The organism is Stenotrophomonas sp. YAU14D1_LEIMI4_1 (genome assembly GCF_003086815.1).
Taxonomy (GTDB): domain Bacteria; phylum Pseudomonadota; class Gammaproteobacteria; order Xanthomonadales; family Xanthomonadaceae; genus Stenotrophomonas.
In genome coordinates this window covers 2,593,490-2,609,114 of sequence record NZ_CP025997.1, presented here as the reverse complement: position 1 = coordinate 2,609,114, position 15,625 = coordinate 2,593,490, and the positions used below count along the sequence as shown (strand labels likewise).

General features: G+C 66.7%; 15 protein-coding genes. 11 read left to right on the top strand and 4 right to left on the bottom strand.

Annotated elements, in window-relative coordinates; all coding sequences use genetic code 11:
* Positions 1 to 80: 80 nt before the first annotated feature.
* Entirely contained in the window at positions 81 to 995 is a 915-nt protein-coding gene (locus C1932_RS20050; protein ID WP_234412128.1) for a hypothetical protein, read from the bottom strand.
* A 419-nt stretch (positions 996 to 1,414) separates the two neighbouring features.
* Here C1932_RS20050 and C1932_RS12255 point away from each other — a divergent pair, with 419 nt between their 5' ends.
* The 7 genes from C1932_RS12255 (at position 1,415) to C1932_RS12225 (ending at position 9,669) form a co-directional block, all read left to right on the top strand.
* Entirely contained in the window at positions 1,415 to 2,029 is a 615-nt protein-coding gene (locus tag C1932_RS12255) for a hypothetical protein (RefSeq protein WP_108762373.1), read from the top strand.
* Between the two features lie 303 nt (positions 2,030 to 2,332).
* Complete coding sequence (locus tag C1932_RS12250; protein WP_108753511.1) at positions 2,333 to 2,662, top strand: hypothetical protein; 330 nt, start codon at positions 2,333 to 2,335, stop codon at positions 2,660 to 2,662.
* 177 nt (positions 2,663 to 2,839) lie between these two features.
* Positions 2,840 to 5,302, top strand: a complete 2,463-nt coding sequence (locus C1932_RS12245; protein ID WP_108762372.1) for a prolyl oligopeptidase family serine peptidase — start codon at positions 2,840 to 2,842, stop codon at positions 5,300 to 5,302.
* 94 nt (positions 5,303 to 5,396) lie between these two features.
* The gene (locus C1932_RS12240; protein ID WP_159094547.1) at positions 5,397 to 5,738 is read left to right on the top strand and encodes a hypothetical protein; all 342 of its coding nucleotides are present in this window, start codon (positions 5,397 to 5,399) and stop codon (positions 5,736 to 5,738) included.
* A 135-nt stretch (positions 5,739 to 5,873) separates the two neighbouring features.
* Positions 5,874 to 8,261, top strand: coding sequence for a GH92 family glycosyl hydrolase (locus tag C1932_RS12235; RefSeq protein WP_108762370.1), 2,388 nt, complete (start codon positions 5,874 to 5,876; stop codon positions 8,259 to 8,261).
* A gap of 172 nt (positions 8,262 to 8,433) precedes the next feature.
* The gene (locus C1932_RS12230) at positions 8,434 to 9,195 is read left to right on the top strand and encodes an SGNH/GDSL hydrolase family protein (protein WP_234412127.1); all 762 of its coding nucleotides are present in this window, start codon (positions 8,434 to 8,436) and stop codon (positions 9,193 to 9,195) included.
* A gap of 6 nt (positions 9,196 to 9,201) precedes the next feature.
* Positions 9,202 to 9,669, top strand: coding sequence for a hypothetical protein (locus tag C1932_RS12225; protein ID WP_108762368.1), 468 nt, complete (start codon positions 9,202 to 9,204; stop codon positions 9,667 to 9,669).
* An 8-nt stretch (positions 9,670 to 9,677) separates the two neighbouring features.
* Here C1932_RS12225 and C1932_RS12220 read toward each other — a convergent pair whose 3' ends face one another.
* The gene (locus C1932_RS12220; RefSeq protein WP_108762367.1) at positions 9,678 to 10,223 is read right to left on the bottom strand and encodes a thioesterase family protein; all 546 of its coding nucleotides are present in this window, start codon (positions 10,221 to 10,223) and stop codon (positions 9,678 to 9,680) included.
* A 69-nt stretch (positions 10,224 to 10,292) separates the two neighbouring features.
* Here C1932_RS12220 and C1932_RS12215 point away from each other — a divergent pair, with 69 nt between their 5' ends.
* Positions 10,293 to 10,868, top strand: coding sequence for a TetR/AcrR family transcriptional regulator (locus C1932_RS12215; protein WP_108762366.1), 576 nt, complete (start codon positions 10,293 to 10,295; stop codon positions 10,866 to 10,868).
* 24 nt (positions 10,869 to 10,892) lie between these two features.
* Here C1932_RS12215 and C1932_RS12210 read toward each other — a convergent pair whose 3' ends face one another.
* On the bottom strand, positions 10,893 to 11,201 hold the full coding sequence (locus C1932_RS12210; protein WP_108762365.1) for a hypothetical protein: 309 nt from the start codon (positions 11,199 to 11,201) through the stop codon (positions 10,893 to 10,895).
* A 129-nt stretch (positions 11,202 to 11,330) separates the two neighbouring features.
* On the opposite strand from C1932_RS12210, the gene C1932_RS12205 reads away from it, so the two are divergent.
* The 3 genes from C1932_RS12205 (at position 11,331) to C1932_RS12195 (ending at position 13,279) form a co-directional block, all read left to right on the top strand.
* Positions 11,331 to 11,711: a VOC family protein gene (locus C1932_RS12205; protein ID WP_108762364.1), complete on the top strand. Its 381-nt coding sequence runs from the start codon at positions 11,331 to 11,333 to the stop codon at positions 11,709 to 11,711.
* A gap of 111 nt (positions 11,712 to 11,822) precedes the next feature.
* Positions 11,823 to 12,722: a hypothetical protein gene (locus tag C1932_RS12200; RefSeq protein WP_108762363.1), complete on the top strand. Its 900-nt coding sequence runs from the start codon at positions 11,823 to 11,825 to the stop codon at positions 12,720 to 12,722.
* Positions 12,723 to 12,739: 17 nt separating this feature from the next.
* Complete coding sequence (locus C1932_RS12195) at positions 12,740 to 13,279, top strand: hypothetical protein (RefSeq protein WP_108762362.1); 540 nt, start codon at positions 12,740 to 12,742, stop codon at positions 13,277 to 13,279.
* A gap of 72 nt (positions 13,280 to 13,351) precedes the next feature.
* Here C1932_RS12195 and C1932_RS12190 read toward each other — a convergent pair whose 3' ends face one another.
* Positions 13,352 to 15,460 carry a TonB-dependent receptor gene (locus tag C1932_RS12190; RefSeq protein ID WP_108762361.1) on the bottom strand — a complete coding sequence of 703 codons (2,109 nt, stop codon included), beginning with the start codon at positions 15,458 to 15,460 and terminating at the stop codon, positions 13,352 to 13,354.
* Between the last annotated feature and the right edge of the window lie 165 nt (positions 15,461 to 15,625).

The window sequence follows — 15,625 nt, the reverse complement described above, 5'->3', positions numbered from 1 at the left end:
GCGTGGCGTGTGGAGGGAGCGCCGGAGGATCTTCCGCTGTGCCGGTGCCCGGCAGCCTCGGAGGGGCTGCCGACCGCCTTCTATTGCACGCTCACCAGACGAACGCAGTCGTGCACTGCCTGGCCATTGGCTGCAGCGTGTTCTGGGACCGTGTCCACCTTGATGCTCAGCTGCGCGCGCTCAAAGCGGTGGTAGATGGTCCGGCCGTGCTCGCCGCGCACCGTTTCCCAGGCAAAACCCGCCGCATGAAGCGCCGTTGCGAACCGGTTGAAATCCACCTGGCAGATGGCGGTGGCCGGCGCCTTCTGCTGCGGACCGGTGTCGATGAAGTTCAGATCCAGTCGCGCGTCCGGCGTGCCAGCCTGTTTCAGTTCCAGGCCGTAGCTCCACTCAGAAGTGAGGGCGCCACCGTAGCCGAAGTGACCGGGTGCGAAGGTGCGGGCGGGCTCGCGCAATGCGGCGGATACGCGCTCGAGGGTCAGGTCGCTTGCGGAGGTTGTGGCCTGGATCAGTTCGAGCAGACGCAACAGTAGCTGTCCGGCGCCCAGTGGTGTGGTGGGCAGGTTATCCGAGGCCGCTGCGGCCGCGGCGCCAGGACGTTGCGCTGTCGGCGCGGTGCTCGCCTTGATGGTCATTCCGCGAATGCAACGCTTGCCATTGGTTTCCTGGGTGCCTGATGTTCCTATCGTATCAACGGATATATCTATTCCAGGCTTTGCAAATGCTTCAGACACCGGCCTCTCGTGCTCGCCATGGACGGTGGCATTCGAGAATCCCGACTGGACAAGTTCCGAGGAGGCCTGCTCAAAATCCATTGCGCAGATTGCGTCAGTGCTGGCAGACCTTGAGGGCGTCGAATCAAAGAAATCGAGGTCCAGGCGCTTGCCCGTCCTTACATTTCCGGAAAGCTCCAGTGCGAACGTCCAGTCTGATCCGACTCTGTCGCTGTAGCCAACTCGGCCATCGCCGAGATCTTCCGCGGGCGAGCCGAGCATGGATGCAAGCGTTTCTCTGTCTATTTCATTCGGGGATGAAACGCTGGCAGCAAGTTCTACAACCCTTCTCAACAGCTGATCAGCAGCCAGTGGAGAATGCGCTGTGGGCGCTGTGGGCGCTGTGGCGCTGGCCACCGTTGCTGGGCTCTTGCTTTCGTGCGCCTCTGAATAGCGGCTGCAAAAGCTTGAGAGCATGACCAGAATCACCGCGCAGAGGCGTGCGGGTTGCCGTCTAACAGTCATGATTCCGGTCTCTCTGAGGGAGCTTTTCTGAGCATCGCGCGTTGCCGTTGAAGAGGCAATGAGTGATCGTTTGCTTCTCTGCATGACGATGGTTGATCGATGCGGTGTGCGCAGTTTACGTTTAAGCCCCCCGTCGCGACGTGCGTACGCGGTTGGCAACGGAATGGAGCAATGCGATGGCGTGGGGTGTTGACGAAATCTATCTGGCTGCGACAGAGCGGGCGATGGCTTGGGCTGCGTCATCGTCGTTCGCGCACCTGGCATACGTGGTGAAGGACCCGGTTGCAACGTGCTGGGCGCAGAGCTTGCATCGCCACGAAGTTGGCAAGTCGGGCCTGCTGGTGCTCCGCGGTGTGGGCAGTCCGGAGGGGAGTCAGTCCGGGCGCACGCCGGGTGCGGTGCACTGGACCGGGCTGCTGCCGGACGCAGGCGCGGCGCCGGCCGATGCAACTGTCGGCGCGCAGCTCCAGGCCTATATCACGCAGGTGGACATGCGCGGCCTGGATGCGCCGGATACCTTCCGTATGTGGTTGCGCGATCTGTCGCACCGCCTGCAGCAGCCGGTGATGTTCTACACCGCATCAACGTTCGGTGGGTCATACGACTACGACTATGCGCTGACCTACACGCCGCAGGAGCGTCTGCATGCAACGCGTTTCGACGGCCTGCGTCCCTGCAGCCCAACGGCGCTGCAGTCAGGCCTCGCGTGCCTGTCGATCACGCTGCCAACTACCTTTTTCGCGCTGCACGAGCGGGCTTTCGACTGGCCGTCGCGGGCGTTGCTGCGCTGAGCCAGCAGAGTCGGCTGCTGCTGTCGGAGTGACCACGGCCGTATGAATGCGGGGGGCTTCAGCTGTGCTTCCTGCAGTGGGTGAACTTACCGGAGGTCGCGCAGCATCGGCACCGAACGTAACGGCCGCTGTCTGCCAGTACCCGTGTCCCTGCATTGGACCCGATCTTCACTTCCCCCTGCCGCAGCCAATGGCAGCATCGAGCCGTGGGGAGACTGAACCGGCCAGGATGGCCGTGGTGTACGCAAGCTGCCATCCTTCAAGCGTTTCCACGATGTACTTGCAGGCTTTGGAGGTGCACCGATGAGCGACGAATCCATTCCCATGCTGCCGCCACTGGACAACGCCAAGGCGCGGCAGATGATCGGCAAGGTGGTTCTGGTTGGCATCACCCGTTATGGCGGGGATGGCCAGATGCGCGATCAGCAGCAGTATTCAGGCACCGTGCTGCGCATTAGCGCCGAAGAGGGTGTGGTGCTGGCCGACGAGGACGATGGCCACGAGCATTATCTGCCGCCGATGCTGGACCAGTACCGGCCGGCCGAGCCGGGTGAGTATCAGCTGCGCACCGGGGGCGCCATCGTGGTGGACCCCGATTACCTGACCACCTGGGATCTGCACGCCCAGCAGTAGAACACCGACTCCGTTTCGCCGGGCATGGCCCGGCGCTACCGGAGGTCGCCGACGCCCGTAGTGGCGCCGGGCCATGCCCGGCGTGCATTGCTTCCGGCCCATGGACGGGCGGGGCCGGGGTGCTACCTTCGATGCATGCCCGTAGCACGGGCACCGGATCGAACCCAGGGGTTGAGGATGCTCATTCGTCGTACGTCACTGGCAGCGGCCATCGCCGTTGCTTCCTTTGGCCTGCTGGCCGCCGGCCCGGCACTTGCCGATTACGTAAAGCCGCCAGAACAACTGCTCAAGGTGCTGAAGGCACCGCCGCCGCCGGTTCCCAGCGTGGACCCCAGCGGGCAGCGCCTGTTGCTGACCACCGCACAGACCTATCCGTCCATCGCCCGTGTGGCCCAGCCCTACCTGAAGCTGGCCGGCGTGCGTCTGGAGCCGAGAAACCGCAGCCGTCATGACACTCCCGGTGGTTACGGCATTCCGGCCTGCGTGGCCGACTTCAGCGTGGTAGAAATTGCCAGCGGCAAGACCACCCCGGTGACGCTGCCGCAGGGCTGCGCCGGTGGCGCGCAGTGGTCGGCCGATGGCCGTCACTTCGCGTTCCAGAATGCGGTGGCCGACAGCGTGCAGCTGTGGGTGGGCGACGCCGCCACTGGCCAGGTCAAGCAGGTGCCGGGCGTGCAGTTGAACCCGATCTTCGGCAGCACCGTGCAGTGGCTGGGCGGCAGCAACAACCTGCTGGTGAAGCTGGTGCCGGCCAACCAGGGCGACGCGCCGTCCAACGGCGGCGTGCCGACCGGCCCGGATGCACAGGAATCGCTGGGCAGCAGTGGCGAGAGCAGTACCTACGAAGCCCGCGATACGCTCACCAGCGTGCACGATGAAAAGCTGTTCGCGTACTACGGGGCTTCGCAGCTGGCCGTGGTCGACACCGCCAGCGGCCAGGTGCACCCGGTGGGCAGCGCCGCGATCTTCAACGACGTGAGCGCCGCGCCCGATGGCGTGCACGTGCTGACCGAATCGATCAAGCCGCCGTTCTCGCATGCGGTCACCTACCAGCGCTTCGCCAACGATGTGGCGGTGCTGGACATCACCAGTGGCAAGACCACCGCCATCGCCAGCCTGCCGCTGGCCGACCGCGTGCCGGTGCACGGCGTGCCCGAAGGCCCACGCGGTTTCGACTGGCGCTCCACCGATCCGGCCACCCTGGTCTATGCCGAAGCGCTGGACAAGGGCGACTGGAAGGTGACCGTGCCGCACCGCGACCGCGTGCTGATGCTGAAGGCGCCGTTCAACGGCAAGCCGGTGGAGATCGCCCGCACCGCGCAGCGGTTCGAAGGCCTGGCCTGGTCGGCCGACCCGGCGGTGTCGTTCCTGTTCGAGAATGATGAGAACAGGCACTGGGTGCAGACCCGCATCGTCGATGTCGACCAGCCGAAGAAGGCAGGTCGCCTGCTGTGGGACATGTCCAGCGATGAGCTGTACGGTGATCCGGGCAACCTGGTGTTCAAGCGCCTGCCCAACGGTGCGGCCGTGGTGCGCCAGGAAGGCAATTTCGTGTTCCTGCGCGGGCAGGGGGCTTCGCCGCAGGGTGACCGCCCGTTCCTGGACCGCCTGGACCTGGGCTCGCTGAAGAGCGAGCGCCTGTTCCGCAGCGATGCCGATGCCTACGAACAGTTCCTCGGTTTCAGCAACACGCCCGGCCGCTACCTGACCTGGCACCAGTCGGTGATGGACCCGCCGAATGCCTTCGTTCGCCAGCAGGGCGAAGCGGTGGCTGCTGCGAAGGAAGGCGAGGCGCAGTTCGCCTCCACCGCCACTGCGCTGACCACGCTGACCGACCCGACCCCGGAAGTGCGGCAGATCAAGAAGCAGCTGGTGACCTACAAGCGCGCCGATGGCGTGGATCTGTCTTTCACCCTGTACACCCCGCCGGGCTACAAGGAAGGCCAGCGCGTGCCGGCCATCCTGTATGCCTATCCGGCTGACTTCGCCAATGCCGCGCAGGCCGGCCAGGTGTCCGGTTCGCAGCAGACTTTCACCCGCCTGCAGCCGTACCGGCTGATGCTGCTGGCCGGTTACGCGATCATCGACAACGCCTCGTTCCCGATCGTCGGCGATCCCAAGACTGCCTATGACACCTACCTGGAGCAGCTGGAAGCCGATGCCAAGGCGGCGGTGGACAAGGCCGTGGACATGGGCGTGGTCGACCGCAACCGTATCGGTGTGACCGGCCACAGCCACGGCGGCTTGATGACGGCCAACCTGATCGCCCACACCAACCTGTTCAAGGCGGGCGTGGCGACCAGTGGCTCGTACAACAAGACCTTCACCCCGTTCGGCTTCCAGAACGAGCGGCGGTCGGTGTGGCAGGCGCAGGACGTGTACCTGAAGGCCTCGCCGTTCTTCTACGCCGACAAGATCAAGCTGCCGCTGCTGCTGGTACACGGCGAGGACGATGCCAACCCGGGCACCGAACCGTTCCAGTCGCGCAAGCTGTACCAGGCGATCCGTGGCAATGGCGGTACCACCCGCCTGGTCATGCTGCCCAACGAGCCGCACTGGTACACCGCGCTGGAATCGAACGAACAGCTGGTCTCGGAAATGCTGAACTGGTTCGACACCTACGTGAAGAACGCCCGGTAACGTCGAGCTCGCTCGACTGCCTTTGTAGAGTCGAGCTTGCTCGACTGCTGTAAACAGGGCCGCCCCAGGGCGGCCCTTCTTGCCACGGATACTCATGAGAAAGGCTGTACGGGAACTCTCAGGATGGGGATGGCTGCTGATCGGCCTGTTGTCCAGCGGCACCGCCGCCGTGGGCTGCACCGCGCTTGGCCGGTTTGCGATCCCGCAGTTCGTTGAGCGGTTTGCCGAAGCGGGCCAGCCGCTGCCGCTGATCACCCAGCTGTTTGCCAGCAGTTACGGGCTGGCCTGGCTGGGTCCAGCGCTGGTGGTTGCCGCCTGGCTGGCAGGACGTGCGCGGCTGTCGGCGTTGATCGGCAGCGTGGCGGTGATGCTGGCAACTCCGCTCGCCATGTTTGCCGCCTACCTGCCGTTGTTCAGGCTGGGTACGTTGTACTGATCGGCGCGCGGCCCGATGGCCGCGATCGTGACCGGGTGCCGCCAACCATGACCTCCGGCCCGTCGCAGGGCGCTCAGCGCGTACTACTCTCAGTGATTCAAGGCGCGTGCGTGCCACCTTCCACTGGAGTTGTCGATGTCCCGTTCGTTGCTGGTCGTCGTTTCCGCGGTGTTGACGCTGTCCCCGCTGCCGCTGCTGGCCGCCAGGGCGCCCGCACAGGACCTGGCCGCCGAGGTCAATCCTTTCATCGGCACCACCAACGCCGGCAACGTCTACCCAGGGCCCACGGTGCCCTTCGGCATGGTGGCCTTCAGCCCGGAAATGACCGCGCTGCCGGGCAAGCGGTTTCCCATCGCCGCCCCCGGTGGCTACGAGTGGCGCAGCAACGGCGTGCGCGGTTTCAGCCTGACCCACGTCAACGGAACCGGCTGTACCGGTGCCAGTGGCGATATTCCGCTGATGCCGGTCACGCTGCCGGTAGAGCTGTCGCCGTCGTCAGCCGATGCCGGCATGCGTTACACCAGCCTGCTGGACCACCGCAAGGAATCGGCCAGCCCCGGTGCCTACACACTCACCCTGGACAACGGGGTGGCGGTCAGCCTGGCGGCCACGGCGCGCACCGCGGTCGGCCAGTTCCAGTTTCCGGCCGACAAGCCGGCCAACCTGCTGTTCCGCACCTCCGACAGCGAAGTGGGCAGCAGCGATTCGACCATCATCATCGACCCGGCCACGCGCACCGTGCGCGGCTCGGTCACCAGCGGCAACTTCTGCGGCTATCTGGCCGAAGACCGCCGCGAGAGTTACTACACCCTGCATTTCGTGGCCGAGTTCGACCAGCCGTTCGACGTGGGTGGCACCTGGCGCCATGACACCGTGCAGGCCGGCGCGCGCGAGGGGGGCGGGGGCACCACCTATGGCAGCATGGGCCACCCACCGGCCGGCAAGGGCGCGGGTGGCTGGATCCGTTTCGATGCCAAGCGCACGCCGGTGGTGACCGCACGCATCGGCATTTCCTACGTGGATGAAGCCGGCGCGCGGGCCAACCTGCGCCGCGAGAGTCCGCAGGGCACCACGGTGGCCGCCACCCAGGCCGCCACGCGTGCGAAGTGGAACGAGCTGCTGGGCCAGGTACGGGTGCAGGGTGGCACGCCCGATGAGCGGACCGTGTTCTATACCGCGCTGTACCACGCCATGCTGGCGCCCAACCTGCACAGCGACGCCGATGGGCGTTACCGCGGCATGGACGGCAGGGTGCATGCGCTGGCCAAGCGGCAGCAGGCGCAGTACGCCAATTACTCGGGCTGGGATGTCTATCGCTCGCAGCTGCAGCTGCTGACCCTGCTGCAGCCGCAGGTCGGTTCGGACGTGGCGCAGTCGCTGCTCAACCAGGCCGACCAGAACGGCGGGGTGTGGGATCGCTGGACCCACATCACCGGCGCCACCGGCGTGATGAACGGCGATCCATCGCCGCCGTCGGTGGCGGCCATCCATGCGTTCGGCGGGCGCAGCTTCGATCTGCAGCTTGCCTACGCCTCGCTTAAAAAGGCCGCGACCGTTCCGACCGCGCGCGATCTCGACACGCGTGGTTGCCCGGTGTTGTGCGTGGGCCAGCGCCCGGGCCTGGACCAGTGGCTGGCGCTGAACTACATGCCCGAAGGGGCGCCGGGGTGGGGGAGTGCGGCCGATACGCTGGAGATGGTCAGCGCCGATTTCGGCCTGTCCGAACTGGCGCAGGCGGCCGGCGATGCGCAGGGGGCGCGCCAGTTCCGTGAGCGCTCCGGTTGGTGGCGCAATCTGTACAACCCGAAGGCCACCGCGCAGCAGGGCTACATCCAGCCGCGCAATGCAGATGGCAGCTGGCCGGCGTTCGACCCCGCCGCCGACGATGGTTTTGTCGAAGGCAGCGGTGCGCAGTACCTGTGGATGGTGCCCTTCGATCCCGCCGGTCTGTTCGCAGCATTGGGGGGCCGCGAGGCCAGCATCGCGCGGCTTGATGCGTTCTTCCGCAAGCCCGACGGTACATGGGCGGTGACCAAGTCCGGCCCGCTGCACGCCGAACTGGACAATGAACCGTCCATCGCCGCGCCGTGGCTGTACAACTTCCTCGGCCAGCCGTGGAAGACCCAGGAAACCGTGCGGCAAGCGATGCGCCAGATCTGGACCAACACCCCCGAGGGCATGCCCGGCAACGATGACCTTGGCCAGATGTCGTCGTGGTACGTGTGGTCGGCGCTGGGCCTGTACCCGGTGTACCCGGGCCGCGCGGATCTGGTGATCGGCAGCCCGCTGTTCACCGAAGCGGTGATTACCCGCCCGGGCGCGAAGATCTTGGTGCGGGCACGCGGTGCAGCGATGGATGCGCCGTACGTGCAATCGCTGCGGGTGAATGGCAGGGCCAGCAACGCAAGCTGGCTGCCGTCCAGCTTCGTACAGCGCGGCGGCACCTTGGACTTCGAGCTGGGTACCACCAAGAACGAGCAGTGGGGCGCGCAGGACGTTCCGCCCTCGCACGGGCCCCACTGATCGATGCCCTGTGAGGATGAACCACCCGTAGATCCACGCCCTGCGTGGATGACGCGCCCCCCGGCCTTGCTGGCCTCACCGTGCAACAGGTGAACGGCAGCCAGAGTCTCCAGGAACAACAATGATCCATTTTCTACGCACCCGATGCCGCGCCACCGCAGTGGCACTCGCAATGAGCGCCACCTGCGCACAGGCGCAGCCGCCCGTGGCGATCAATCCTTTGCTGGTGAAGCCCGTGGACCAGCTCCGCCCGGATGAGGTGCGCTACATGCAGCAGCGCCTTTCCGACTGGCCCGATCTGGGCCGCTACCGTGAAGCCAATGCGCGTGTGCCTGCCAAGCAGGCCGGTGTGCCGCGCGTGCTGTTCTTCGGCGATTCCATTACCCAGGGGTGGGGCGAAAAGGATCCTGCGGCGTTCTTCCCCGGCAAGGGCTATCTCAACCGCGGTATCAGCGGCCAGACCACGCCGCAGATGCTGCTGCGCTTCGGCCAGGATGTGATCGCGCTGCAGCCGGACGTGGTGGTCATCCTCGCCGGTACCAACGATATCGCCGGCAATACCGGCGCCAGCACGCAGGCGATGATCGAAGACAACCTGCACGCGATGGTCGAGCTGGCGCGCGTGCACGGCGTGCGCGTGGTGATGGCGTCGGTACTGCCGGTGAGCGAGTACCCGTGGATGCCGGGCATCGAGCCGGCGCCGAAGGTGCGCGCCCTGAATGCCGCGCTCAAGCAGTATGCCGACGCGCAGGGGCTGGTGTACCTGGATTACTACACGGCCATGGCCAATGCAGCCGGTGGCCTGGATCCTGCCCTGGCCGCCGATGGCGTGCATCCCACCGCGAAGGGCTATGCGCTGATGGCACCGTTGGCCGAGGCCGCTATTGCGCGGGCGCTGCAAGCGGCGCCGCGCGGCGCGCCCGGATCGCACTGACTGCGCATGGCGGCAGTGTCCAGCAAGGTGGTCGAAGCGATGGCGCGCGCCGTGTTCAAGCGCAGCCCTGTGCTGGTAACGGAGCTGTACTCGCGTGCCGGTGGGCAACCGCGGCGCTACGACTCTGCCGAGGCGCTGTGCGAACACGGCCGGGCGTTGCAGTGCGTGTCTGGCGGCATGCTGCTGGTGGGTGTGCAGTTCGCGGACATGGGCGGCGCCGTACGCGTGCGCCCGTTTGACACCGGGCGCGGCGACTTCGGGCGCGTGACCGTGTCAGGTTGGGGCCTGATCTCGATCCTGCTCCCGATCGCGATCGATGCGAACGTCGCGGCCAAAGTGCAGGCTCTGACCGAGCGCGCCGCACTGGCCCGCGAGCGCGGTGCGCTCGATGTTCCACCGGTGTGCGACTGGAACTGGAAGGCGGTGGAATCGCACAAGCGCCGCTTGCACGATGTGCTCAGGCGGGCGCTGTAAGGCGCTGCTCAGCCGTCGTCGCGCTTCAACGCCGCATCGGCCGCCAGCAGCGCTTCGGCCGCTGCACTCAGCGGCGGCGAGGGCGGCGTGGCGCTGCCAATGGCCGCCATCATCCGTTCCATGCCCACGAACGCGCGCGCTCGCCGATCGTAGATGCCGGTGACCAGCAGCGCCCGCGTGGCCACCTTCTGTTCCGGACCGATCAGTACGCGTTGTTCCATGATCACCCGCGTGCCCACCCAGCCGGCAAGTCGGGTTTCCAGGGTGTAGCGCTGGAACGGGCGCAGTTCGCGGCGGAACTGGATGGTGCCGGCGCCGACGATGGGCGCCCATTTTTCGCGCAGCGCCACCTTGCCCAGGCCCATGCGCAGGATCAGGTCCAGCCGGCCCAGATCGAAAATGTTCCAGTAGCGGCCATTGGTCATGTGCAGGTTGCTGTCCAGATCGTTGGGCAGGACGCGGAATTGCAGGCGGGAAACTCCGAACGGGGCATCCAGGCGCGGGCGGAACAGGCTGCACAGCAGCAGGTGGAGCAGGCGGAACCAGAGATTCATGGCTATGACGACTGTTATAGAGCGGGCGTTACGCTAATCTATGACGACTGTCCTAGCAAGGAGCCCAGCATGAGCCCACGCGCGAGCGATGCCCCCCAGCGTGTAATCGATGCGGCGGCCCAGATGCTGGCGCGGGTGGGCCTCAATGCCACCAGCATCCGCGAGGTCACCAAGCTGGCTGACGCCCCGCTGGGGTCGACCTACCACCACTTCCCCGGCGGCAAGCAGGAACTGCTGGCCAAGGCCACGACGCTGGCCGGCGACAAGGTGGAAGCCCTGCTGCTGGAACTGCTGCGCGATGGCGCCGTGCCTGGCCTGGAGCGATTCCTGGCGATGTGGCGCGAGCGCCTGCTGCGCTCGCAGTTCCGCGCCGGCTGCCCGGTGCTAGCCGCGGCGGTGGAAGAGCCCGTGGAGGCGGTTGCCAGCCAGCCGCGCGCGGCGGCGGCTGAGGTGTTCGCGCGCTGGCAGGGGCATCTGGTCCAGGCCTTCATCGGCGATGGTCATGCGCCGGAACAGGCCGCGGGTCTGGCCAGCCTGGTCATTGCCAGCGTGGAAGGCGCGGTGGCGATGAGCCGCGCGCTGCAGGACATCGCCCCGTTCGACCAGGTAGCCGCGCAACTGCTGAAGGCGGCGCGCGCGGGTTGAGCGGTCGGCGGGTTGAGCAGCGTGCTATTTGAACAGCATGTACAGCCAGCCGAGCAGCACCGGAACCACCACCGAAACGATCGATGCCCCCAGCCAGCGCAGGTAGCCGACCTGCGCCGGCAAGCCCTGCCGCTTCAACGCCCAGGCATGCAGCGGCAGCACCAGCAGGGCCTGTACGACCAGGACAGCCAATCCAGCCATCCAGAGCAGGATGACCCCCAGACAGCCGTCGCTGAAGCAGTAGGTGGCGGCCCACGATCCCCAGCCGGCCAGGCCGATCATCGGCACGAAAAGAAGGAGAGCAAGGGGGCGGGTGAACTGGTGGGCCTGCATGGCGTGCAACGTCCTGTGTCAGGCCGGCCACGATAGCGGCCCCGCTGCAGCAGCGCCATGCCGCAGTCACCTTCATTCGCGGTTAGAATCGGCCATCACCACCACCGCGTGCCCGGCAAGGATGTCCGCATGCTGCACCACCTCTCCCTGGGTGTCCGTAATCTGGATGCCGCCGCGCGTTTCTACGATGCCGCCCTGGCAGCCCTCGGTTTCCGCCGCGTGTTCGAGGACGACGAGGCGATCGGCTACGGCCTGATCGACGATCAGGACATCCTGTGCCTGAAACAGCGTGATGATGCGCTGGCGCCCGGGCCCGGCTTCCATCTTGCGTTTGCCGCACCGTCGCGCGAGGCCGTGGATGCATTCCATGCCGCGGCGCTGGCCACGGGCGGGCGCGACAACGGTGCCCCCGGGCTGCGCACCGATTACGGCGACCATTACTACGCCACGTTCGTCGTCGACCCGGATGGTCATCGCATCGAGGCTGTCTACAAGGGAGCAACGCCTTGACCGCACTGGGTTGGCTGGCGCAGACGCTGGCGCCCGATGTGGTCACGCCGATCCAAGTGGCGCGCGCGCCGTAGCGTGGCGCCAAGGTTGCAGAACGAAGCAGGGAGGATCATGCACGTACGCATCATCTGGAGGCGCATCCTGTGGTTGGTCGTGGCCTTTGTGGCGCTGGCGCTGCTGGTGGAGCGCACGTGGCAGGCGCCTCCGGTCCGCATCGGTCCAATGCCCGTCGTGCTGGGCACCGCGCAGATGCAGGCCGAGGTGATGGCGCTGGCGATCCGGCAGGTTCGGCCGCCTTGGCCGCCGATGCCGCCGCCGCCGCCGATGGTGAAAGCGCTGTCGAGGCAGGGGGGCGCTGCCTTGCCACTCCCGCCCCCGCCGCACACAGAGGCAGCGGTTCCAGCGCCATTGGCGAACGTGACCACGCCCGCCGGCCACGGTGCTGCAGTAAAGGATGTCGGGCGCTGGCGGCCACCGCGACAGCCCACGCTGGATACCCCGGCGCCTTCCTGGGCCAGGGTAATGGAGTGGACGCTGCCTTTCTGCAGGCAGCGCCCCGCCATGACCGATTGCCAAAATGATGCTGCGCTGGCCCGTTTCCCCGATGACGAAGGTGAGGCGCTGTTCCGGCTGCGGCAGGAACTGGAGGCTGCACAGCGCGCCGCCAATGCGCGGCGTTCGCGCGTGCCCGAGCAGGCGCTGGCGGGTACGCAGCGCATGACCCTTCAACAGTTGCAGAGGATGAAGGCGGAGGACGGGCCGGGCTGCGACGGGAACGTGACCCAACGGCAGTTGCAGATCGTTTCGCTGTCACGCCCGGTGTTCACTGTCGACGGGCAGTGGGCGATGATTTCGGTGGTCAGTGGTAGCTGCTTCAGCGGCCATGGTCAGCAGGAGAAGTTCCTGCTGCACCGAGAGGATGGCCGTTGGGTATTTGAGCGGGAGGACTGGGCGGCGGAGTACGCAGCCGCCGTGGGGCGGGCCCCGATACGGGGCGAACAAATCAATTGACAGAAAGGAGACGCGAAATGGATATCGCAATGCGCAGCAACAGCATCTGGCTTCGATGCGCGCTGGGGGTGGCTCTGGCGCTGCTGCTGCCGTTCACCGGCCTGGCACAGTCGTCGCCTCCCGCCGCGGTGCCGGCCACCGAAGCGGCGACCGCCAGCGAAGCGGCGACCGCCAGCGAAGAGGCGAAGTGCCGCGCGTGCGGCTATGAGCGGGTAGGGCGCAAGGTGGATATCGCCCTGGTGGTGTTGATCGCCGTGTCTCTGGTCAGCGTGCTGGTCGCGCTGTCGCGCGAATGGGGTACGACCTCGCAGCGCTGGACCTGCCGCAGCCTGGCGTTGTTCATGCTGGCCGTGGGGGCGGTGCTGCTGTGGCGCGCGGGCAGTGTGTTGTATCTGGGCTACAACCCGTGGCAGGAAGACGCTGCAGCCGTTGATGCCGGTTGGGCCACTGCACTGCTCAGCACATCGCCGAAGTGGCTGATGGCGGTGCTGCTGATCGGGGCCGCACCGACGCTGTGGAAGCGCAGCGAGCGACTGCCGCGCTGGCGTATTTCCTGAACCACCACAACGAGTCTTGAACCGCTTCTGCAAGGGTTGGCGCCGGGACGTTCCCGGCGCCAATCGCCGTGCTCAGTCGAAGCGCAAGCGCACCCCTGCATAGACACCGCGGCCTTCGCCCGGTGTCGAACGGGCCACGTCCTTGCCGGCGTCGTCATAGCCGGGCGTGACCGTTGCCGCGTAATGGCGGTCGCCGATGTTGCGCACTTCGGCCCAGGCCTGCCAGCGGCCACCCGGTGCGTCGTAACCGATGCGGCTGCCGAAGATCACGTGGCTGTCGGCCCAGTAGCTGTTGGCGTAGTCCACGGCGATGCGCGAGGCATATTCGGTGTTCAGCGCCGCGTACAGGCCTGATGCGTGATAGAAACGCAGTTCGGCCTGGTAGCTGTGTTGCGGCAGGCCAGGCAGGCGGTTGCTGCCGAAGCGCGCATCGTGGCGGTAGCGGAAATCGCTGAAGGTATAGGCCTGGCGCAGTGACAGGCGGCCCGGCACGCCCTGCCACAGCGTGCTGTCCAGGCCAGCTTCGATGCCACGGTGCACGGTGGGGCTGGCGTTGTTTTCCGCGATGAACAGGTTCGGCACCGGCTGCAGTTCCACCGTCAGCAGTTCGTGGTTCACGTGCGCGTAGTAGCCGGTCAGCTCCCAGCGGCCGAGCGCCGCGTCACCGCGCGCACCCAGTTCCAGCGTGGTGGCGGTCTGGTTCTGCATCGGCACCGGGCTGCGCTGGCGGCCAGTGGACGGCCCATTGCCCGCAGCGAAGTACTGGTTCGAACCCCAGATCATCGACCACGGATGGGGCGCTTCCACCGAACGGCTCAGGTTGCCGAACCACTGCGTCTGCGCGCTGTGCTGCCAGGTGAAGCCCAGGCGCGGCGCGTAGTCCCAGTCGTGCTCGCGCAGGCGGCCGCCGCTGCTGGGCCAGGTCACCTGCACGTCGCGCTGGGTGTTGATCAGGGCCAGACCGGTCTGCACGCGCAGGCGCTCGTTCAAGGCCAGGCTGTTGCCGATGTGCAGGGTGCTGTCGGTGCCGTGGTGGCGGAAATCGCGCGTGTGGGTACCGGCGGCATAGCCGTTGCTGGCAAAGCGCAGCGACTCGCGCACGTTCGCCTGCAGGTCGTGGGTTACGCGCAGGCCGACGGTGGTTTCGCTGTCCAGCCCGAACAGCAGATGGCGACGGCGGTAGTCCAGCGTGGCATTCAGATTGGCGTAGTCCAGCTGCTGGCGGTACAGGCTCTCGTTCAAGTCCATCGGGTACTTGTGATAGACCAGCCCGGCCTGCAGCGAGGAATCCTCGTCGATCTGCAGCGTGGTCATGTTGCCGATCCAGGTGCTGCCTGGCTGCGGGCGACGCGCGTCGATGGCCAGGTTGGCGGCGTTGGCCGCGCGTGGGTCGTTGCGGATCTGTGCGCGGGTCAGGCGCCCGGGCGTTTCGTGATTGGTCTCGCGGTAGCGCACGAAGAAGCGGGTCTGCAGGTCCGGGCTGATCTGCCAGCCGATGTTGGCCATCGCGCCCTTGCCATCGCCACGCGCGTGGTCCTGGTAGCCGTCGAACTCGGTATCGGTATAGGCGAGGAAGTAGTCGACATCGCCGCTGACGGCGCCCCAGCTGATGCCGCGCTTCTGGTAGCCACGGCTGCCGGCTTCGTAATGCAGCTGCACGCCGGCCGAATCACGGCCGCTGCGGCTGACGTAGTCGATCGCGCCGCCCAGTGCCAGCGCGCCGCGCTCGAAGCCGTTGGCACCGCGCAGTACCTCCACCCGCGACAGCCACAGCGGTTCCAGCAGCTCGTAGGGCGTGCCGCCCGGGCCGGTCAACGGCAGGCCATCGAGCGAAACGGCGATGCCCGAGGCATGCGCGCCGGGCCCGCGGTTGATGCCTGAGCCGCGGATCGACACCTTGGTGCCCTCGTTGCCCGGCGACTGCGCACTGATGCCCGGCTGGTAGGCCAGTACATCGGCGCTGCTGGACAACCGGCTGTCGGCCTTGGCCACATCGATGACATTGCTGGCGCCGGGCACGCGCTTCAGCGCCTCACGTGCCTGCGCGCTGGCATCGGCGGCGGTGACCTGCACGGCATCAAGCGTGGTGGCCTGCGGGGCGGCGTTGGCCGTGGCAGCAAGGCTGAAGGACACGGCCAGGAACAGCAGCGACGGGGTGGGGCGGTAAGACGGAAGCGACATGCGGACGGGCTGTAAACCAATAAAGTGGCGCGCAAGTTAACAGGTCGCGCGCGCCACGTCACCCACCGGCAGCGTATGGGCCGCCCACGCTCTTGTAGAGTCGAGCTTGCTCGACTGGCCTTTCCCGGGACGGCGAGAAGAGCAGTCGAGCAAGCTCGACTCTAC